Here is a 21,369-nt window from a genome sequence, read left to right as displayed (position 1 = left end):
ACAACCTATTTAATTATTTAACAAGTTTTTTAAGTTCAGTTACTACGAATTCAACTTCTGGACCTACTATTACTTGAACTGCTGAACCTTTCTTAATAATTCCAGGTACAAGTTTTTTGATTCCTGCATCTGATACTTTTTCAGGATCTGCTACTTCAAGTCTTAATCTTGTAGTACAGTAGTCGATATCTTTAAGGTTTTCAGCTCCACCTAATAGAGGTAGTAAAGCTTTTGCTAATTGTCCGTGTGAGTTTATAGGAATTTGTTCTTCTACACCGTTAATATTAACATCTAAATCAAGTTCTTCTCTTCCTGGTGTTTGAAGATTGAATTTCTTAATTACAAATGTGAATATTACGAAGTAAATTACGAAGAAGATAACTCCTAATACTAGTAACATTAATGGACTCTTAGCATTTGGGTTACGTAGTGATAACACAAAGTCAACTAATCCTGCTGAGAATCCAAATCCTGCTACCCAGTCAAATGTTGCTGCTAAGAATACAGCTATACCAGTTAAGATAGCGTGAACTACATAAAGTGCTGGTGCAACGAACATGAATGCGAATTCGATAGGTTCTGTTACTCCTGTAAAGAAGCTTGTAAATCCAGCTGCTATCATGATAGACATTATTTTATTTTTGTTTTCAGCTTTAGAAGTTACGATAAATGCAGCACATGCTCCTAATAATCCAAACATCATAATAGGGAAGAATCCTGCTTGGTACATACCAACGTGGTAAGTTCCTTGAATAATTGCTGGTAATCCTTCATATGCTTGACTTGCTGGTCCCCAGAATCTTCCGATATCGTTGATACCTGCAACGTTAAACCAGAATACTGAGTTTAGAGCGTGGTGTAATCCAACTGGGATTAGTAATCTGTTGAAGAAAGCATAAATTCCTGCTCCAACTGGTCCTAATTTAGCTATTGATACACCAAAATGAACTAGTCCTGAATAAATTGCTGGCCATACATATAGTAAGATGAATGAAACTACTAACATAGCTATTGATGTTAAAATAGGAACAAGTCTCTTACCACTGAAGAATGCCAAGAATTTAGGAAGTTCAACTTTGTGGAATCTGTTATATAGTTCTCCTGCTATAACTCCACATAGAATTCCGATAAATTGGTTGTTGATTTTTCCAAAAGCTGCTGGAACTTGGTCTGCAGGGATATGAAGTATTTGAGATACTGCTCCTACAGAAAGTAAAGTTGTTACAACTTCAAAACCAACTAGACCTGCTAAAGCTGCAGCTCCGTCTTTGTCCTTAGAAAGTCCAAATGCTACACCAACTGCAAATAGTATTGCCATATTGTCAATAATTGCAGCACCTGCTTTGATTAATAATGCTGCTAATTGGCTGTTAGCACCCCATCCTGTTGGGTCAATCCAATATCCAATACCCATTAAAATTGCAGCAGCCGGTAATACAGCAACTGGAACCATTAATGCCTTACCTATTTTTTGTAAGTACTTAAACATAAATCTTCCTCCTTTTAATCTTTTACTAGATATAGCAACTGTCTCCATAACAGTTAAATAAACAGTTTTATTTTGTAATTTATTATGAATTTATATTTCAATAAGATTATACTACACAAAAATGATTTTGGCTATATTTTTTTGATTTTTTGCAAATTTTATTACTTTTTTTACCTTTTACATACTATTTTGTTCTGATTATGACGTACTTCACTGAAATAAAATTTCATTAATCTGTCTATTTCAACTGCTTTTCACAAAAAAGAAAGCGTAGTTAACAAAGAGAAAGCTCTTTTTCAACTACGCATTTTTGTTATATTTTCATATCTTTTACGCTGTCTAAAACAAGTGTAGGTTTGTACTTGGTAGTTTCTACATCTTCTTTAGTAGCTTCCCCTGTTAATACTAATATTGTATCACATCCGTTATCAAATCCGCAAGCTATATCTGTGTATAACCTGTCTCCAATTATCACTGTTTCGTCCTTTGAGGCGTTTTTTATCTCCAGACAGAAATCCAATATTTCAGCATATGGCTTCCCTAAAAACTTAGGCATTCTTCCAACAGCATGTGATAAAAGCTGGCATATACTTCCACAATCTGGGTAGAAAACATTGTCTTCTACAGGATAAACCATATCTTGATTTGCTCCTATATATGTAATTTCAGGCTGACGAGTTAAGATCTCACAAGCTGTTGTAAGTTTCTTGTAGTTAAGTTCTTTATCAAGACCTATTATTACAGCATCTAGATCATATTTCCCATCTTCATTTCTAACTGGATCTTCTACTACAGTGATTCCCATACTTGTAAGAAGCTCTTTAAATTTTTCAGTTCCCACTACATATACTCTCTTTTTATTGTGCTTTATAAGGTATTCACCAGTTGTATATCCACCAGTTGCTACCTCATCCTCTGTTATTTGGATCCCCATCTTAGCCATTTTCTCAACATACCAGTCTCTGGTTCTAGATGAGTTATTTGTAAATATCATAAATTCCTTACCCTTAGCTTTTATCTCGTTAAGGATATCTATAGCACCATCTATTACATCATTTCCAAGTACAATGGTACCGTCTAAATCAAATAAATAAAGTTTTTTATCTTTCATATGTCTCCCCTTTTCTCTAGCAATTAGTTTATTATACTATATATTTCCAAATATTACTACAATATATAATTGAATTGAGGATAAGCCAAAAACAAAAAAAGGCAGCACACAACTGCCTAAAAAAACATATATAATTAATTTAATTATCTCCATCCTGTTTTTTTCAACGAGCTTTTTATTTCTCTTCTTCCCCTAATTCATTATACTTTGCTATTACTACATCTGTAATTTCTTTTCTTAATTCAGGTGTAATAGGGTGTACGATATCTTTGTATTCTCCATCAGGCATCTTTCTTGACGGCATAGCAACGAACATTCCTTTTTGTCCATCAATAATTTTTAAACCATGGATAACAAAACTCTCGTCAAAAGTTACATCTGCATAAGCCTTTAATTTTAGCTCACTTTCAGATTTTACTGCTCTTAGTCTTACATCTGTAATTTTCATAGTTCATGCACCTTCCCTTTTATTATATGTATTCATCTAATCCGCTGCAAAGATAGACCCTACAGTGTTGTAAATGCTCCCTTAATGCTTTTACCATATTATTAGAATGGTGTGGATGAACAAATGTGTAGTAGGCACTTCCGCTACCTGACATAAAAAATCTTCCCCCACATATGTTCGTCAGTTCTTTTCTGAATTCAATAATATTTGTATCAGTTTGTAAAAGCCCCTGTTCCAAGTTGTTTTCAATGCTTGATTCTACTAATTCAATACTATTTTCCCTGAGCCCCCTTATGATATTTTCTATATTTGCATCTTTTTTATTTTTAAGGATATCCATATTTTTGTATGCCAGAGCAGTAGAGACACCAAAAGGTGGTTTTATTATAATGATATCCATTGTTAACCTGTTTTCTATTATCTCAATTTTTTCTCCAATTCCCCTTACCCTTGCAGGTTTATTTATAAGAAAAAATGGGATATCAGCACCGATTCTTTTGCCGATTTCAATAAGTTTGTCCATTGAGAAGAGATTTCCATGATAGCTGTTCAAAAAATTTAGAAAAAAAGCCCCATTGGAACTTCCTCCCCCTAATCCAGCTTCATGAGGAATAACCTTTTCAAGATGAAGTGAAACCTCATGTTTGTCAATTCCACTTTCTTTATAAAACTCCTCATATATTTTATATAGAATATTCTCTTTCCCTGTTGGAATTCCTTTTATATTTGTTGTTATTTTTAAATTTCCTGGTTTTCCACTTATCTCCCCTGTAATTTTATCACTTAGAGATACTGGAATCATAACCATATCTAAAAGGTGGTACCCGTTAGGAAGTACCCCTTCTACATTCAGTCCTAAATTTATCTTGGCATTTGAATTTAAAACAAATTCCATTAGAAAATATCCTCCTCACCAGTTAAATCAATAGTGATTCCTCTACTTTCTAATACTTTTATAAGATCTGGAGTTCTCTCTTTAGGCACATTTCCAGTAGGTACTTCAAGGATTTCAAATTTGAAGTATTTGTTGAAATATTCAAGTTCTAAAATCTGTCCTACCTTTACTTCTGTGCTTGCTTTAGCTACTTTTCCATCAAGCTTTGCCTTCCCTCCATCTACTACTATTTTAGCAATAGGTCTTCTCTTTATTATTCTGCTTACCTTTAAAAATTTGTCTAATCTCATAGATACCTCTCTTTCTACTATATATACTACGTTTTTTCCAGTTGTCAATGGGTTTTTTCCTTTTTTATTTTTTCTCCAAGGCTTTTGCCTCTTCCCATAACTTGTCCATTTGAGTTAAATCACTCTTTTCCATATCACAATTTTTCTCTACATATCTGAATCTTCTGTCGAATTTTTTAATAGTTCCCTCTAATGCCTGTGTTGCATCTACATCTAAAAATCTTGAAAGATTTACCACTGCAAATAGAAGATCTCCTATCTCCTCTTCACATTTTTCCTGGTCTTTTTTAGCTATTTCAGCTTTGACCTCATCAAGTTCCTCATATATCTTATCTACAACTTTTGAAATATCATCTTTATTCCAGTCAAATCCAGCTTTAGAAGCTTTCTTCTGAAGCTTTTGAGCCTTTGCAAGGGCAGGTAGATAGATAGGTATACCATCTATTGCTGACTTACGGTTTTGATGAGCTTTTTCAGTTTTCTTTATAGCTTCCCAGTTTAAAAGAGTCTCCTCTGGAGTAAGTCCCTCCTCTTTTTCCTTAAATACATGAGGGTGTCTTCTGATCAATTTTTCACATACCTCTTTAGATACATCTTCAATATTAAAATCTCCAGCATCCTCTCTTATATCTGCCTGAAATACTATATTCATAAGAAGATCTCCAAGCTCTCCCTTGTGCTCTTCAGGGTCTCCCTCCATAGCTTCCAATACCTCAGCTGTTTCCTCTACAAGACATGGTTTCAAACTCTTTAGAGTCTGTACCTTATCCCATGGACACCCATTTTCTCCTCTTAACACCTTTATAATCTCAACTAATCTATCAAATTCCTTCATTTTTGCATTCTCCTCTATATTTTTCATATATATCTAAAAACTCACCGATTTTTCCAGGATAATTTACAAGCTCCTGTCTATTTCTATATGTTATCTTTCTTTCCTGGATGAGTCTTAGTATCACTTCCACCTCTACCTTATCTCTATCAAACTTGATTTCACAGCCACCTTCATCCAGTTCAATAGCTTTTTTAATTCCCAGCTCCCTTGCTCTAAATTTAAGTGCTATATATTCAAATAGTCCCTTTGCCTCTTGTGGCATCTTACCATAGATATCTGTAACCTCTTCTCTGTATTCTTCCAATTGCTCAAGGCTTGATATCTCAACAAGTTCTCTATAGACTTTAATCTTCTGATTCTTATCAATATATTCATCTGGTATAAATGCTGGAAAATCAACTTTAACCTCAATATCTTCAAAGGTATCCTGAGGTACAAACTCTCCTTTCTGTCTTTCAATCTCTTCCTGTAACATCTTCATATAGAGATTGTATCCAAAAGTCTCAAGTGCCCCATGTTGACGCTCTCCTAATATCTCGCCAGCCCCTCTTATACGCATATCTTCCAGAGATAGTTGAAGTCCTCCTCCACCCTGCTCTTCAAGGTTACGCAAAGATTCCTCTCTCTCTTTTGCTTTTTTACCCTGTTCCTCTTTCAATAGAAGATAGCAGTAGGCCTGTTTATGTCCTCTTCCAATTCTTCCACGAAGCTGATATATCTGTGAAAGTCCAAGCTTTTCTACACCATCAATTATCATTGTATTGGCATTTTCTATATCTATTCCATTTTCAATTATGGTAGTTGCAACCAGGATATCCACCTCTCCATTTTCAAATGATTTTATCTTATCTCTAATCTCACGAGGCTGCATCTGACCATGTACATAATCTATCTTTATATATTCAGGAAGGATTCCTGCAAGCTCCTGGGCCTTTTTAGATATTCCATTTACATAGTTGTAGATATAGAATACCTGCCCCTCTCTTGCTATCTCCTTCATGATTATATCCTTAAGGTCCGAACTCTCCTTAGGTATAAAGAAAGTATCTATAGGCTTTCTTCCCTCAGGTGGTGTATCTATTACAGATAGATCCCTTATTCCTAAAAGAGAAAGGTTTAAAGTACGTGGAATAGGGGTAGCTGTAAGTGTCAGCATATCTACAGATGCCCTCATCTTTTTAAGTTTTTCCTTTGCCTTTACTCCAAATTTCTGCTCCTCATCTATGATTACAAGTCCCAGATCCTTAAATTTCACATCTTTTGAAAGCATTCTGTGGGTACCTATTATTATATCAATACTTCCCTTTTCAATGCTGTGAATAGCTTTTTTCTGCTCTCCACCAGTTTTCAATCTGCTCAAAAGCTCTATTGTTATAGGATAGTTTTTCATTCTTTCACTGAATCTTGCAAAGTGCTGTTGAGCAAGTACAGTAGTTGGCACAAGTATAGCTACCTGTTTACCGTCAATAGCCGCTTTAAAAGCTGCCCTCATAGCTACTTCAGTCTTACCATATCCAACATCTCCACACACCACTCTGTCCATTACTCTGCTTGATTCCATATCAAATTTTACATCCTGAATAGCCTGACGTTGAGATTGAGTTTCATTATACGGAAATCCCTCTTCAAACTCTTCCTGCCAAATTGTGTCAGGACTAAATCTATATCCTAAGCCGCTTTGACGTCTTGCCTGTACCTCGATAATCTCTTTTGCAAATAAAAGCATCTCTTCATAGAGCTTTTCTTTCTTCCTTTTAAATCCTCTTCTACCAAGATTGTATATCTCAGGTACCACTCCAGGAGGTGACACATATTTTTCAATTCTGCTTATCCCCTCTACTGGTACAAAGAGTTTATCCTCATCTGCATATTTTATCTTAAGATACTCATGTCCATCTATTATCTCAATTCCAAGATATAGTCCCACACCATAGTTTTCATGGATAATATAATCTCCCTCTCTAATCTCAGAAAGATTCTTATACTTAAGACTTACCTTGTCACTGCTCTCACGTCTTACTCTTACACCTTTTAATTCTCTATCAGTTAAAACTAAAAGGTTTTCCTCACGATACCCTTCAAATAACGGATAACGTTTAAACTCCATATTCTCAATACCCTTAAATATATCACTGTATCTTTTAGCCTCTTCAGACATTATAAGGACTTTTATCTGTGGATTTTCCTCTAAATCATGGATAAATTCATGATTTTCAAAATAGTGTATCTCCTCATGGGTAAACTGTTTTATCTCAATTTCCTCACCCATATTCTTTATCTCATTAAATCTGCTTCTCATGAGATTTTCTCTATCTCTGTCACGAAGTATGAGCTCTTCCAGCTTATATTTTAGAAGTTCAGGATTTTCTATCAGAAATTTTGCTCCTTTAAGATCCTTTACAAGTGAGTAAAAAGATACCCTTTCCTCCTTATTATTCCCCATATACATACGGAAATTTTTCTTTTTCTCTATACTTCTCTGACTCTCTATATCAAATATCGATATTCTGTCAACTTCATCTCCAAAGCTCAGTTCCATCCTAACTGGAGCGTCACTGTCTGCTGGAAATATATCCAGAATATCCCCTCTTATACTGTACTGTTTTCTTTCCTCTACCATGTAGTTTCTTGCATACCCATTTTTTATAAGTTCCTCTTCAAGCTTTTTAAGGTCTACACTTTTTCCAAGAGAAAATTCAACACTTTCCCCTTCAAGAAAATAATCCCTTAAAAAAGATTCAAGAGATACCAGCATTATATACTTCTCCTCTGATTTTAAAAGCTTTAAGAAATCGTAATTGAGTTTTTCTATCTCATCATCATTTCCAGTGCTTTCAAATTTGAGAATTGTTCCATCGTAGATATCTTCAAGAACTGCATAGTAATCCTCTATATTTCTATTAGAAGAGCATAGATATATTATATTTTCCTTATAATCCCCCAGCATAAAGGGAATTTTACCTCTATATACTAACATTTCCCCTCCTTAAGACTCTCTTTATTTTAACCCTTTTGTATCAATCTTGTAAAGGAATAAAATAAAAGAGGGAAAGTAAATAAAAAGGATTAACTCCTTGTTAAGAAATTAATCCCTTATCTTTTTTCCAATAAAAAATAAATCTGATAACAGCTATAAACTCTTAGAAATACTCCCTTAAATCATCATTTATAATATCTCCCAATATTTTATCATCTAGGTTATCTGAAAGAGAGAGTTTTGCATCTGGAGTAATAAGAAGATACTTGCTACTCATATCCTCGTAATTTCGAAAATCCACAGAAAATGGGTAATCTTCAGATAAAATCTCACTTTTTAAATTCAAAAACTCCTCATTTGTTATTTCCAACAGCTCTTTATTTTTTAGAGCAGTCTCTCTAAGTGGACAAAATCTAAAAATACGCCAATTTTTTATTTTGTATTTTTTTAAAAATACTGACAGTTTCTTAAGCCCATTGATATTATCCTTTGTAATTACACTGTTAATTGAAACTGTTGGCTTTATTCCACCTTTACAAAGAGTATTTAGTAGTTTCTCTATAGTGGAAAAATGCTCTTTCCCTCTTCCTAGCTTCTCATTTATATCATCTTCAACAGAATCTATTGATAAAGTTATATTTTCTAATTTATCTATAATGTTCATAAAATCAGAAATTACCAGAGTTCCATTTGTAACAACCTTTACTTTTATTCCTTTTTCATTTAAAAGTTCGATTATTTTTCTGATATTACCTGCTAGAAAAGGTTCTCCACCTCCTAAAGTTATATGTTTTATATTCATAGAAGCCAGTTTATTGATAACTTTATCATAAAATTTATCTGAATTTTCGTTGCTATTTAAAAATCTGTGACAGTATTTACACTGCTGATTACATCTTGATGTAAGTAACCAACATAACTCTTTACTCATTAGCTTCTCCTTTTAATTTATTTGATATAAAATTTTGTACTTTTTCCAATGCAATTTTAAAAACTTCATCAGCATTGCGTCCTTCAGTATCAATTATGCAATAATCGAGATTAAGATCCTTAGCTCCTTGAATAAATTTATTATATCCATAGGCTCTTTTCTTTGCATCTAACAAATCTGGATCATTTAAATCTCTCTGCTCCAATCTTTCTACCCTACGTTCAGGTGATGCAACTAAAATCAGAATAAAATCAGGTTTTCCTGAAATTTCCTGCATAAATTTATATATTTTTTCAGATTTTTCATCTGCATTCCAATAGTAAGTAGTAAGGCAGTGACGGTCAATAATAAGGTCTTCATCATAATTTAAAAGGTTGAATATATTTGCCATTCCAAAAAACCAAGTTCTTATAATTGAGTTGTCTATTTCTGCAAACTCATAAATAGCTTTTTTCAGTTCACTGATTTTTTCATCACTATATCCTAAATCCTTGAAAAAAGAGATGAGCAATCCATCTACGTACTTATAATTAAGCTCTTTTGCCAATCTTTTAGCTAAAGTTGTTTTTCCTACTCCATCCATACCTTCTACAACTATCTTCATCTATTTCACCTTCGTATTTTTCTTCAAAATTGCAATAAAACGGTTACTTGAATTTTCCCTGTATTCCTCTTTATCAAAGTCTCCATATGAATCTACAAGTTCAAAATATGGTTTACAAATCTCCTTTAACTCATTAAGATAATAGAACCTTACAAACTCCTCATCAAAATAGAAATTCTTCTTTCCATCATCATTAATAAAATAGAAATATTGTGAATTTTGAATATTATCTATAATTCTTTTATACACAAGAAGTTCTAAAGAGACTCTGTTATTCCCCTTATTACGTTTATATATTCTTCTTTTTTCCAATGCTGGAATATTTTTGGAATCCAATACCAGAATACCATCATCTTCAAGATGATTATAGACATTAAAAAGAAACTTCTTCAAATCTTCAGTTTGTGAAAGATAATTATATGTTGTCCACATACATATACACATATTGTATTTTTCATCTAGGTTGAAATTCCTTACATCTCCAACTACATAATTGATATTCTTATGAGAATGTATTTTTTGAGCATTTTCTATCTGAAATTTACAAATATCAATTCCTGTAACCCCATATCCATCCTGTCCAAGAAGCAGGTCATGTCTTCCAATTCCACAACAGCAGTCCAGTATCTTTCCAGAAGTCTTCTTTACATAATTCTTGAATATATCCTCTAGAAATGAGACCTCTTTTTCTGTATTATTTGCAATAGCTTCCATATAATATTTTGAAAGCTCATTATATAAAAGTTTATTTTTTGCATGCTCTGTAAAGCTGATAGAATCAAACATAGAAAGGTGTCCATAAAAATCAATTGGTAATTGAATAACTGAAGGTGAATGAAAAGTTAAGATTTTCGAATTGCTGAAGAATAGAATCCAGTCATAATTTTTTGCTTCTTTTTCAATATAAAGATTAGCTTCTTTTTCATTTTCAAAAGCTATAATATTTGAAAAATTATAATTAGTTTTAAAATGATTTGAATCATGATGACAATTTATGACAATGACATCTGTAGAATAAATATCCTTTATTTTTTCCATAAAATTTATATTTTCATCATTTAACAGATTTTGATCTGTTTTACTCCTGTCTACTTCCCTCGTAATACCTGAAATGTTGAATATTGCCTTGATTTTCAAAATCTTTCCTCCTTGTAAAATAACTTTAGTATTTATATTTTAATCCCTTTATTTTTATATATAATTAACTTTTTTAGTTAGTTTTTTTCGTTTAAATAGGCATATCTTAACAGATGACATTTATATAGAATAAATCATTATTTGTTTAATACATGTAAATTATAATTCAATTTGTTCAAAAAAACAAGAGAAATTATGCAGTAAAATAAAAAGGATTAACCTCTTATTAAGAAGTCAATCCCTGCTCTATTTCTATTCAACTTTAAAATAATAACTGACTATTTTTTATCCTCTTCCTCTGCATATAGTGAAGTAGTCATAGATACTGCAATTACACTTCCTATTACAAGAAATATCCATCCCCATGTAAGTCCATAATCACTATTTATTCCAACTATTCCCATTCCATGCTCAAGATGTTTCCAGCTGTCAAATAGCATAACCAGTACCCCTACAACAGTTCCAAAAGCACAACGTCTTGCCATTTTGTAATTCCCAATCAAGATCTTAAGTCCGCAATAAAGTGATAAAAATCCAATTACCCCTGCAATTATAGTGGTATTTGCATTGGTAAACATAGATATACTTCCAATTCCTTCATATTTTACTATTGGAAGAAATATTCCCACAAAAGACATTACATTCCCTATATAACAAATATATTTCTTATTCATTTCCCTCTCCTTAAATATGATTCTAACAATTTCATTATACTATTATTTTTATTATAAAACAATGAAATTTTTATATTCTTTATTAAAATTATCAAGAATTATCTAGGCAAAATCACAAAGTTGTGATATATTATACATTATCTGTACGATTTAGTTTCATCAGTTATCCATACTAAGCAGATATCAAGGAGGAAATATGAAGATTTTAATCATTGGAGGAGTGGCAGCTGGAATGAGTGCAGCAGCAAAAGCATCAAGACTTGATCCAGAGTGCCAGATTACAATTTATGAAAAAACAGATATTGTATCATGGGGAGCATGTGGACTTCCATACTATGTGGGAGATTTCTACCAGGATCCTAAAAATATGATAGCAAGACCTGTTGAAAAATTTATAGAAGCTGGAATGGATATTCGTACATTCCATGAAGTGATAGATTTAGACCCTGTAAAAAAAGAGGTTACAGTTAAAAATCTTAAAAATGGTGAGGTTTTTAAAGACACCTACGACAAACTTATGATAGCAACTGGTGCCTCAGCTATTATTCCACCTATCAAAAATATAGATGCCAAGGGAGTTCATACTCTTAAATCTTTTGACGATGGAATCGCTCTTAAAGAGGAGATTAAAAAAGAGGAGTATCAGAATATTGTAATAATCGGTGCTGGATATATTGGTGTAGAGGTAATAGAAGCTGCTAAACACCTTAAAAAAGAGAGCATAAGAGTTATCCAGCTTGGAGATAGAATCCTTATGGAAAGCTTTGATAAGGAGATAACAGAGGTCTTAGAAGAGGAGTTAAGAAGCCATAAAGAGGTTACTCTGCATCTAAATGAAGGTGTAAAAGAGATTGTAACTCAACATGGCAAGGTAACTGGAATTATAACAGACAAGGGTGAATATCCTGCTGATCTTGTAGTTTTAGCTACTGGTGTCAGACCTAACACAAAATTTATCCAGGGAAAAGGAATAGAGATGCTTCCTAACGGAGCAGTTATAGTAGATGAACATGGAAAGACAAATATTGATTCAATCTACTCAGCTGGGGATTGTGCTACTGTATTCCACAGAGTAAAAGGGGAAGATGTATATATCCCTCTAGCTACTACTGCAAACAAACTTGGAAGAGTAGTTGGTGAAAATCTTGCTGGAGTAAAATCAATATTTAAGGGAACTCTTGGTTCTGCAGCTATTAAAGTACTTGATATGGAAGCTGGAAGAACAGGAATTTCTGAAAATGAAGCTAAAAAGATGGGGATAGATTACAAAACTGTCTTTATAAAGGATAAAAACCACACTAACTACTATCCTGGACAGAGCAATATCTATGTAAAACTTATATATCACAGCAAATCTAAAGTCCTTTTAGGAGCACAGATTGCAGGTTTTTCAGGAGCTGTTTTAAGGGTAGATGCACTGGCTGTAGCGATATATGCTGGCCTTAGTGTAGATGAGATAGGAATGATGGACTTTTGTTATGCTCCACCATTTGCCCGTACATGGGATGCAATGAATATAGCAGGTAATGCTGCAAAATAGCAATATTAATATAGAAAAGGGGAAATTAAAATGAACAACGTGTTTTTCAGAGAATTTTTAATGATCAGTGATATTAAAACTATCATATTTTTGGCCGTATTAGTAGGACTTGTAATATTTATCCAGAAACTACCTAAAGAAAAATTTAAATTTTCTAAAAAGGTTATGACTGGAACAGGACTTGGTCTTATACTTGGACTTGTTATCCAATTTGTAGCAGGTTTTCCAGATAATCCTATGGATATTACATTTGTAAGAGAGACAACTCTATGGTATAGCCTTTTAGGTGGAGGATTTATATCTTTTGTAAGAATGCTTGTAATTCCACTTGTTATGGTATCTATAATCCATGTTATTATCAACATGAATGAAGAGGCAAAACTTGGTTCTCTTGTAAAAAGAACTCTTGTAATATCTCTTACAATGGTAGCTATAGCTGCTGCTCTTGGGCTTACTATGTCTATTATCTTCAATATAGGTGGAGCTGGTGCTGCAATAACTGAGGGAACTCACAAGATAAGAGAGGTAAAAAATATAGTTGAGACTTTAAAAGCTCTTATTCCTGCTAACCCAGTAGATGCAATGGTACATCTAAATGTAGTTGGAATAGTAATATTTGCTGCTCTTATTGGAGTTGCTGCAAAGAGAATGTCTAAAAAATATATGGATATTATAAAACCATTTTTTGATATTATAAATGCATCTGAAAAAATAATAGTATCAATGGCTATGAGTATAATTAAATGGATGCCAGTAGCTGTAGTTCCACTACTTGCAAATACAATTGCTCAAAGAGGACTGTCTGCAATTGCTGAAGTTGCCAAATTTATAGTTATACTTTATGTATCAGTAGCTATCATGTTTGTAATTCAGATGATTGCTGTATCACTATTTGGTCTAAATCCATTTACATATGTTAAAAAATGTGTATCTCTTGCAATACTTGCCTTTACATCAAGATCAAGTGTAGGTACTCTACCTGTGACTATCTCTACAATGACAAATAAACTTGGTGTAAATGAATCAACTGCAAGTTTTGTAGGAAGCTTTGGTTCTACAGCTGGAATGCAGGGATGTGCAGGTATATTCCCAGCGATGACAATAGCCTTTGTTACTCATATGAGTGGACACAGTATTGATGCTACTCTATTTATTATGAGTGTAATAGTGGTAGCTATTGGATCTGTTGGTATTGCTGGTATTCCAGGTACAGCTACAATGGCAGCTTCAGTTGGTCTAACAGGAACAGGACTTGCCCCTTTCTTCCCAATGATCAACCCGATTCTTGCTATTGACCCAATTATAGATATGCCAAGAACTATGCTTAATGTAATGGGGTCTGTAACTAATGCTCTTATGGTAGATAAGACTTTAGGAACATTGGATCTGGTTAAGTATAGTGATCCTGATGCAGGTAATGACACAACTGACAGTGAACTTTAATCTAAAATAACTAAAAAAAGAGGCCGTTGCAATAGCCTAAAAATGATGCGTATCCCTTTTACTGGACAAATAGTAAAGGGGGTATTTTTTTATTTTTATTTTAAAATAGAACTTTTTATTTTAAATTTAATACTTTAGTATTGTTTTTTGACAATCGTAATGATATAATTTTTGTATTAATCTATAGTAACTTATCTTATGAGGAGGTAACACAACATGAAAAAATTTTTAGCTATGGCAACTTTTTTATTTTCTACAGTGGCAGCATTTGCAGATGGAGATAAACCAACTGGTCATCTTCTTATTTATGCTGGATTAATGGAAGATCATGCTATTCTAGCAACAAAAGAATTTGAAAAAGAAACTGGTATCAAAACTGAATTCGTAAGAATGAGTAGTGGAGAAACTCTTGCAAGAATAAGAGCAGAAAAAGATAACATGACTGCATCTGTTTGGTATGGAGGTCCTATTGATGCCTTTGTAGCTGCAAATCAAGAAGGATTACTACAACCTTATATCTCTCCAGTAGCAAAAGAAATTCCTGATAAATTTAAAGATCCAAATGGAGTATGGACAGGAATATATGTAGGATACTTAGGATTTGTTGGAAATAAAGAGTTACTAAAAGAGATCGGTGCTCCAATGCCTAAATCTTGGGCTGATTTATTAAAACCAGAATATAAAGGTGAAATTGTTACTGCACATCCTGGTTCTTCTGGTACTGCATATACTATGCTTGCAACTGTTATCCAACTTAAGGGAGAAAAAGACGGTATGGATTATATGCAAAAATTAAATGGTCAAATCAGACAGTATACAAAATCAGGAACTGCTCCTGGTAGAATGGTTGGAATGGGAGAAACTGCTTTAGGAGTAACATTCCTTCATGATGCAATAAAATATAGAAAAGAAGGATATGATGATATTATTATTTCAGCTCCTGCAGAGGGAACAGGTTTTGAAATTGGTGGAGTAGCAATACTTAAAAATGGTCCAGATCAAGATTCAGCAAAGAAATTTGTTGACTGGGCTCTTTCTAAAAAAGCACAAGAACTAGGACAAACTGTTGGTTCTTATCAATTCTTAACTAATAAGAATGCTGAAGCTCCTGCAGATGTTAAAGAAATAGCTGGAACAAAACTTATTGACTATAACTTTGATTGGGCAGGAAAACATAGAAAAGAGTTACTTGATAAATTCAGTACTGCTACAAAAACTACAGCTCCAACAAAATAATTCTTAAAAAGGTGGAAAACATGAAAAATTTAAAATTAAAGTTGGATAATGAAATTAAAAATATGAAAAATGTATTTCATGACCCTATACTTTTCTCTACAATTATATTTGTCCTTATAATTTTAATGTTATTTATTGTCTTTCCAATGATAAATATATTAAAAGAAAGTTTTACCTACAACCATAAGTTTTCTTTTATCCATTATGAAAATATAAAAAATATGAAAGAGAACTTTATTATTATCTTAAATACATTGAAATTAGGTTTAGTTACATCAATAATTTCAACTGCTATTGGATTTTTCTTTGCCTATGGAATGACATGTGTAAAGGTACCATTTAAAAAACTATTTAATTCTATAGCTATACTACCTATAGTTTCTCCTCCATTTGTAATAGCTTTGTCTGCTATAATGTTATTTGGAAGAAGAGGATTTATAACACGTAGTATTTTTCACATAAGAAATGCAGAGATATATGGATTTCATGGATTGGTATTGGTACAAGTTTTAACTTTTTTCCCAGTAGCATATCTTATGTTAGTTGGACTTTTACAACAGATAGATCCATCTGTTGAAGAAGCTTCACGTGATCTTGGTGCCTCTAGATGGAATGTTTTTAAAACTATTACTCTACCTCTTATGATGCCTGGAATTGCCAATGCAATGTTAGTAATATTTATTCAAGCTATTGCTGATTTTAGTAATCCTATGGTTATTGGTGGAGAATTTACTACAGTTGCTGTTCAAATATATTTACAAGGTATTGGTAATTATGATATGGGAAGTGCCACAGCATTGGCTGTTATACTTGTACTCATGTCAGTTTCAATATTTATTACACAAAAATACTATATAAGTAAAAAATCCTATGTAACTGTTACTGGAAAAGTTTCAAGAGGAAGAGAGAAAATTAGTGAGCATGGAATTGCTATTCCTATAACAGTGATTATGACATTATTAACTTTATTTGTTTTGATGATGTATATCATGATTCCTATAGGTTCTCTAGTTAAACTATGGGGAGTTAAATATAATTTTTCATTGGAACATTATAAATACGTCTTAGCTTTAGGAATGAAGCCAATCTTTGACACAACTATGTTATCTATTATATCTACACCTATAACTGGTGTTTTAGCAATGATCATAGCTTTTCTAATTGTCAGAAAAAAATTCCTTGGAAAAGCATTTATTGAATTTACAACAATGATGGCTATCGCTATTCCAGGAACTATTGTCGGACTTGGTTATATAATTACTTATAATACTAAACCTCTTGTTCTGACAGGTACTGCAACAATTCTTATTATAGCTTTTATTATGAGAAATATGCCAATAGGAATACGTTCTGGAATTTCTGCATTACAACAGATAGACCCATCTATAGAAGAAGCTGCTACAGTTTTGGGAGCTAATAGTAGAAAAGTATTTACATCTGTAACACTCCCTATGATCAAACCAGCATTCTTTAGTGGTTTAGTTTATGCTTTTGTTAGAAGTATGACTCTTGTCAGCACAATTATATTTTTAGTATCTGCAAAATATAATCTTCTAACTGTGGCTATTATGAACCAAATTGATGTTGGTAAAATTGGTGTTGCATCAGCTTATTGTACCATCCTTATTGTGATTGTGTTCTTAGTAATAGGAGTAATGACATCACTTTTAAAAAGAATGGGAATTGACAGTATTTCAGAATAAAGGAGAAGATTATGGGAGCAAAAGGAGTTAAATTTGAAAATATAAATAAAATATTTTTAACAGAGGATAATAGAAGAGTAGCAGCTGTTACAAATCTTAATTTAGATATAAAACCTGGTGAATTCATCTGTCTTTTAGGACCAAGTGGATGTGGTAAGACAACTATTTTAAGAATGCTTGCTGGATTTGAAGTACCAACAGATGGACATATATATATTGGAGATGAAAATGTTGAAAAGATAACTCCAGATAAGAGAGATACTGCAATGGTCTTTCAAAACTATGCTTTATTTCCACATATGAATGTATATGATAATATCGCTTATGGACTTAAACTTCAAAAGTTAGATAAAAAAGAAATTGATGAACGTGTTAGTAAAATTCTCAAACTTATGAATATGGAAGGTTTTGCACAAAGAGTACCTTCACAAATGTCAGGAGGGCAACAACAAAGAGTATCCCTTGCAAGAGCTCTTGTCATGGAGCCAGGAGTATTATTGTTTGATGAACCTTTATCCAATCTTGATGCCAAATTAAGACTTCATATGCGTGACGAAATAAGAAAAATTCAACAAGAAGTTTTTATAACGTCTATATATGTTACTCATGATCAGGCTGAGGCTATGGGACTTGCTGATAGAGTAATAATAATGAAGGATGGAAAAATGGAGCAAGCGGGATCTCCAATAGAGATATATCAACATCCAGTCAATGAATTTGTTGCAAATTTTATTGGACGTGCAAATATCTTTAATGGAAAATTGATTGAAAAAAATGACTTTTCATGTGTAATTGATATCAACGGTGTTACATATGATATAGAACAAAAAGTTGCACATAATGTAGGTGATAATATAAAAATTGTTGTAAGACCTGAAAGCATAATTGTTGGAGAAAATGATTTTAAAGGAAAAGTTACAAAAAGTATGTTTATGGGGGCTTATCACGAATATGAAATTACTTTTGGAGATATGACAGTTGAAATTTCTGTAAGTAATCCAAAAGGTAAAAAGAATTATAAACTTGGGGATGAACTTACTTTTTCTCTTGATAAAAATTCAATACATATTCTTTAAAAAAATGAGGCTGTTGCATTTCTAAAATTTTACTTTTTAGACCTTTGCAACGGCCTCTTTTTTTCTCCTCATAAACTATTTATCTAATTTACTACACCATAAGAAATTAGCTATACTTCCTATTCCCTGACAGAAAAAAATTAAAAATATTACAATAGTTATAATGCTACTTCCAATGGCAGGATGATTTAACATAACTACTCCTAACACTATCCCCAGAATTCCAAGAACAATATTTACATTAGAAAGATGTATTGAAAAAGCTCTTAAACTCATTGATGCTACAATTCTCAGAATACCAAAGAACATTATCCAACTGGCAAGTATAAATGGTAAAGCAATACTCAAACTTACTGTTCCCTGAGCTGTTAAAATCCACAATCCAAATATAGCTGAAATAAGTCCACCTACTAAAAGCCAAGCACTTTTTACATCATGTGGTAATGTAAAATACATTGAAAGTTCCCCAAAACCATGTACAACAAAGGCAATTCCCAAAAAAATTGAAACTGCTATTAATCCTGATGCAGGATTTCCAAGCATCATAAAACTAAAGATAACCAATAAAACACCTGATAAAAGTGAAATCCAACGATATGTTTTTACACTCATAATATACCTCCATTTTATATATGATCCTTTAATTCAATTATAGTTCCTAGGGAGTTCTTTGTCAAATCCCCACTTTTATTTGACCAGTTTAGGTTTGACAACAAATACCCAATTGTTGTATCTTAATAATATACAACAATTAAAAGGGGGCAATTTTATGGGATTTATAATTGCACTTATTGGGCTATTGATAGGTATATTTGGAAATTGGGGTATTGGATATATAATTATGGTATTTGGAATTCTATTCCAAATCTTACTTATAATTGGATCTATAATTTTAACTATCCAAAACTCTATCAAAGCCACTGGACAGCGTATTTCTAATTCATATGACAGTTTTAAAAATACCTGTTTCGCTATAAAGCAAGGGCTTATAATCGGTATTACAAGTCTAACATTTTCTGGTGTTAGAAAAAGCTCATCATATTATCACTATTCATACGTAAACTTTTTTTCACGTCTTAAGGAGATATTTTTTACAGCTTTAAAGTTTTTAGGAATAGGGATAGTAGTAGTAATATGCCTATTTATAGGGCTTATCTATCTTTTTAGCATATTTTAAAAAAATGCACCAAATCCTAATGTTTAAAAAGGATTGCTGGTGCATTTTTATTTCTATTTATATTCTACAGATATCATCTTATGAGCTAGCTCATCTATCACATCTACATGGTAGTGTTTAGAATTTTCACGATTTAACACAGCACTTCTTAAAATAACATTCTGCTTTAGATTACTATTACACATAATAACTGCAGAAGTTACATTTTCAACTTCGCTGAAATCAGCTTCCAAGTCATTTTTACCAACTATATCTATTGCAAAACCACGCATTTTTCCATCTTCACAGACTATCTCAACAAATGCCTCTTCTTCCTCATTTTCTTTCTCATATACCAGTTTATTTTTGTTCGTATACATATCATCACGAACCAGTTTTACTGAATAATTATATGTTTCTGACATCTTTCTATTCAGTGAATCTATATCAAGATTTGCAAAAATCTCCACCTGAAATAGAATCATAACAAGTAATAACTTCCACATACCAATTCTCCTTTGCTCTTTTATCTCACTTTTTATTAATTACATTATAGCATATAGAGCTACTCTTTTTTCTTTTTTTCATCAACTTCTATTTTACTATCTATATTATTTCCTACTTGAGTAATTACTCTAGCAAAGTACACTGTATTTTTTCTTCTAATAGCTGGTTTTTAGTTTATTTTTTAAAGAGTATTCTGTCTTTTTCAACTGTACACTCTACACCAAATGGCACAATACATCTAGGAAGAGCATGCCCCACATTTATGTTGTAAACTATAGGCAAATCTTTTCTGCCAACTACCTCTACAACTATCTTTTTGTATTCATCAGCATAAATTTCTCTATCAGGCTTTCCAAGTAAAATTCCATTTACCTCATCAAATACCCCTCTTGATTTTAGAAATTCTAGAGCCTTTCTATACTTTTCAGGACTCATTTTTTCTTCACTTGTTTCTAAAAGGAGAATAACTCCTTTCCACTCCTGCTTTTTAGGAAAGATTGAATATTTTTCACAGATCTCCACTGTATCAGCATATCTTGCCCCATTAAAGATATCATATATTGTGTCCAGACATCCTCCCAGTATTTTTCCAATAAATCCAGGTTTCCCCTGAAGATATTCAAACCCATAATTTTTAAATCTCTCCATAGGTACTCCTACCTGATCTGGAGTAAATTTTTCTCTTCCACCATACCAGATATCACTTGGTATGATTTCCTTTATCGTTCCAGTGGTTATAAGCTCCTTAAAATATTTTTCAGTATATGGGAGCATCTCACTTTCCAGCTCACATATATCTGGCAGAAATGCCTGACCATAAAATGTGGAAAGTCCAACTTTATTCAGCATAAAATGATTCATAGTTGTATCTGAAAAACCTAAAAATATCTTCTTAGTGATGGCTTTTTTAAGTCTGTCATTTTCAAACAAATACGGAAGAAGTCTATAGGTATCATCCCCTCCAATAGCACATAAAATCATATCCACTTCAGGGTCTTCAAAAGCCTCTATCAGATCATCAGCTCTCTTTTCAGGATGATTTTTAAGATATTCCATCCCTTTCATAGCATTCTTCATAAATTTTACCCTGAGTCCAAAATCTTCAAGTCTTTTCATTCCTATTTCCACTTCATGTTTCATAAAAGGCTCTCCTAAAAGCCCTCTTGAAAGGCTCACTATCCCAATTGTTTTAACCATCTTATCACCTCGTTCTATTTTGTAAGTTTCCAAGATAAGAGTTATTATATTACCCCTTGATTTTATTAAGAGTATTATTGTTCAAATACGTATTAAAATCTCTTCTTTTATAAAAAACGG

20 protein-coding genes are annotated in these 21,369 nt (G+C 32.5%); 6 read left to right on the top strand and 14 right to left on the bottom strand.

Features of this window, described 5'->3' with window-relative positions; all coding sequences use genetic code 11:
* Positions 1-13: 13 nt before the first annotated feature.
* The 11 genes from nagE to IX290_RS06735 form a co-directional block, all read right to left on the bottom strand.
* Complete coding sequence (gene nagE, locus IX290_RS06785; protein ID WP_211492457.1) at positions 14-1,489, bottom strand: N-acetylglucosamine-specific PTS transporter subunit IIBC; 1,476 nt, start codon at positions 1,487-1,489, stop codon at positions 14-16.
* Positions 1,490-1,802: 313 nt separating this feature from the next.
* Entirely contained in the window at positions 1,803-2,600 is a 798-nt protein-coding gene (locus IX290_RS06780; protein ID WP_211492456.1) for an HAD-IIA family hydrolase, read from the bottom strand.
* A 175-nt stretch (positions 2,601-2,775) separates the two neighbouring features.
* The gene (gene spoVG / locus IX290_RS06775) at positions 2,776-3,048 is read right to left on the bottom strand and encodes a septation regulator SpoVG (protein ID WP_211492455.1); all 273 of its coding nucleotides are present in this window, start codon (positions 3,046-3,048) and stop codon (positions 2,776-2,778) included.
* Positions 3,049-3,070: 22 nt separating this feature from the next.
* Positions 3,071-3,943 (bottom strand): 4-(cytidine 5'-diphospho)-2-C-methyl-D-erythritol kinase, encoded by an 873-nt coding sequence (ispE, locus tag IX290_RS06770; protein ID WP_211492454.1) that lies wholly within the window; start codon positions 3,941-3,943, stop codon positions 3,071-3,073.
* Positions 3,943-4,233, bottom strand: coding sequence for an RNA-binding S4 domain-containing protein (locus tag IX290_RS06765; RefSeq protein ID WP_211492458.1), 291 nt, complete (start codon positions 4,231-4,233; stop codon positions 3,943-3,945). Before IX290_RS06765 ends, ispE begins: the two co-directional genes overlap by 1 nt.
* Positions 4,234-4,297: 64 nt before the next feature.
* Positions 4,298-5,068: a nucleoside triphosphate pyrophosphohydrolase gene (gene mazG, locus IX290_RS06760; protein ID WP_211492453.1), complete on the bottom strand. Its 771-nt coding sequence runs from the start codon at positions 5,066-5,068 to the stop codon at positions 4,298-4,300.
* Complete coding sequence (locus IX290_RS06755) at positions 5,055-8,045, bottom strand: DEAD/DEAH box helicase (RefSeq protein WP_211492452.1); 2,991 nt, start codon at positions 8,043-8,045, stop codon at positions 5,055-5,057. The genes mazG and IX290_RS06755 overlap by 14 nt, the downstream gene beginning before the upstream one ends.
* 163 nt (positions 8,046-8,208) lie before the next feature.
* Complete coding sequence (locus IX290_RS06750; protein ID WP_211492451.1) at positions 8,209-8,976, bottom strand: radical SAM protein; 768 nt, start codon at positions 8,974-8,976, stop codon at positions 8,209-8,211.
* Positions 8,969-9,580, bottom strand: coding sequence for an AAA family ATPase (locus tag IX290_RS06745; RefSeq protein ID WP_211492450.1), 612 nt, complete (start codon positions 9,578-9,580; stop codon positions 8,969-8,971). Before IX290_RS06745 ends, IX290_RS06750 begins: the two co-directional genes overlap by 8 nt.
* Positions 9,581-10,717, bottom strand: a complete 1,137-nt coding sequence (locus IX290_RS06740) for a class I SAM-dependent methyltransferase (RefSeq protein ID WP_211492449.1) — start codon at positions 10,715-10,717, stop codon at positions 9,581-9,583.
* Positions 10,718-10,995: 278 nt separating this feature from the next.
* A complete protein-coding gene (locus tag IX290_RS06735) occupies positions 10,996-11,391 on the bottom strand; it encodes a hypothetical protein (protein ID WP_211492448.1) in 396 nt (131 codons plus the stop codon).
* Positions 11,392-11,587: 196 nt separating this feature from the next.
* Here IX290_RS06735 and IX290_RS06730 point away from each other — a divergent pair, with 196 nt between their 5' ends.
* The 5 genes from IX290_RS06730 (at position 11,588) to IX290_RS06710 (ending at position 18,389) form a co-directional block, all read left to right on the top strand.
* Positions 11,588-12,931: a CoA-disulfide reductase gene (locus tag IX290_RS06730; protein WP_211492447.1), complete on the top strand. Its 1,344-nt coding sequence runs from the start codon at positions 11,588-11,590 to the stop codon at positions 12,929-12,931.
* Positions 12,932-12,961: 30 nt separating this feature from the next.
* Positions 12,962-14,374 (top strand): cation:dicarboxylase symporter family transporter, encoded by a 1,413-nt coding sequence (locus tag IX290_RS06725; RefSeq protein WP_211492446.1) that lies wholly within the window; start codon positions 12,962-12,964, stop codon positions 14,372-14,374.
* Positions 14,375-14,590: 216 nt separating this feature from the next.
* Positions 14,591-15,610 (top strand): ABC transporter substrate-binding protein, encoded by a 1,020-nt coding sequence (locus IX290_RS06720; RefSeq protein ID WP_211492445.1) that lies wholly within the window; start codon positions 14,591-14,593, stop codon positions 15,608-15,610.
* A gap of 20 nt (positions 15,611-15,630) precedes the next feature.
* Positions 15,631-17,313, top strand: a complete 1,683-nt coding sequence (locus IX290_RS06715; protein ID WP_211492444.1) for an iron ABC transporter permease — start codon at positions 15,631-15,633, stop codon at positions 17,311-17,313.
* An 11-nt stretch (positions 17,314-17,324) separates the two neighbouring features.
* On the top strand, positions 17,325-18,389 hold the full coding sequence (locus tag IX290_RS06710) for an ABC transporter ATP-binding protein (RefSeq protein ID WP_211492443.1): 1,065 nt from the start codon (positions 17,325-17,327) through the stop codon (positions 18,387-18,389).
* A 75-nt stretch (positions 18,390-18,464) separates the two neighbouring features.
* Here IX290_RS06710 and IX290_RS06705 read toward each other — a convergent pair whose 3' ends face one another.
* Positions 18,465-19,001, bottom strand: coding sequence for a DUF308 domain-containing protein (locus tag IX290_RS06705; RefSeq protein WP_211492442.1), 537 nt, complete (start codon positions 18,999-19,001; stop codon positions 18,465-18,467).
* A 157-nt stretch (positions 19,002-19,158) separates the two neighbouring features.
* Between IX290_RS06705 and IX290_RS06700 the strand changes: the two genes are divergently transcribed.
* Positions 19,159-19,566 (top strand): hypothetical protein, encoded by a 408-nt coding sequence (locus IX290_RS06700; RefSeq protein ID WP_211492441.1) that lies wholly within the window; start codon positions 19,159-19,161, stop codon positions 19,564-19,566.
* Between the two features lie 53 nt (positions 19,567-19,619).
* Here IX290_RS06700 and IX290_RS06695 read toward each other — a convergent pair whose 3' ends face one another.
* Both IX290_RS06695 and IX290_RS06690 read right to left on the bottom strand, forming a co-directional pair.
* Positions 19,620-20,051: a hypothetical protein gene (locus tag IX290_RS06695; protein WP_211492440.1), complete on the bottom strand. Its 432-nt coding sequence runs from the start codon at positions 20,049-20,051 to the stop codon at positions 19,620-19,622.
* A 175-nt stretch (positions 20,052-20,226) separates the two neighbouring features.
* Entirely contained in the window at positions 20,227-21,249 is a 1,023-nt protein-coding gene (locus IX290_RS06690) for a S66 peptidase family protein (RefSeq protein WP_211492439.1), read from the bottom strand.
* Between the last annotated feature and the right edge of the window lie 120 nt (positions 21,250-21,369).

Source organism: Fusobacterium sp. DD2, assembly GCF_018205345.1.
Classification (GTDB): Bacteria; Fusobacteriota; Fusobacteriia; order Fusobacteriales; family Fusobacteriaceae; genus Fusobacterium_A.
This window is presented reverse-complemented; position numbering and strand designations above follow the sequence as displayed.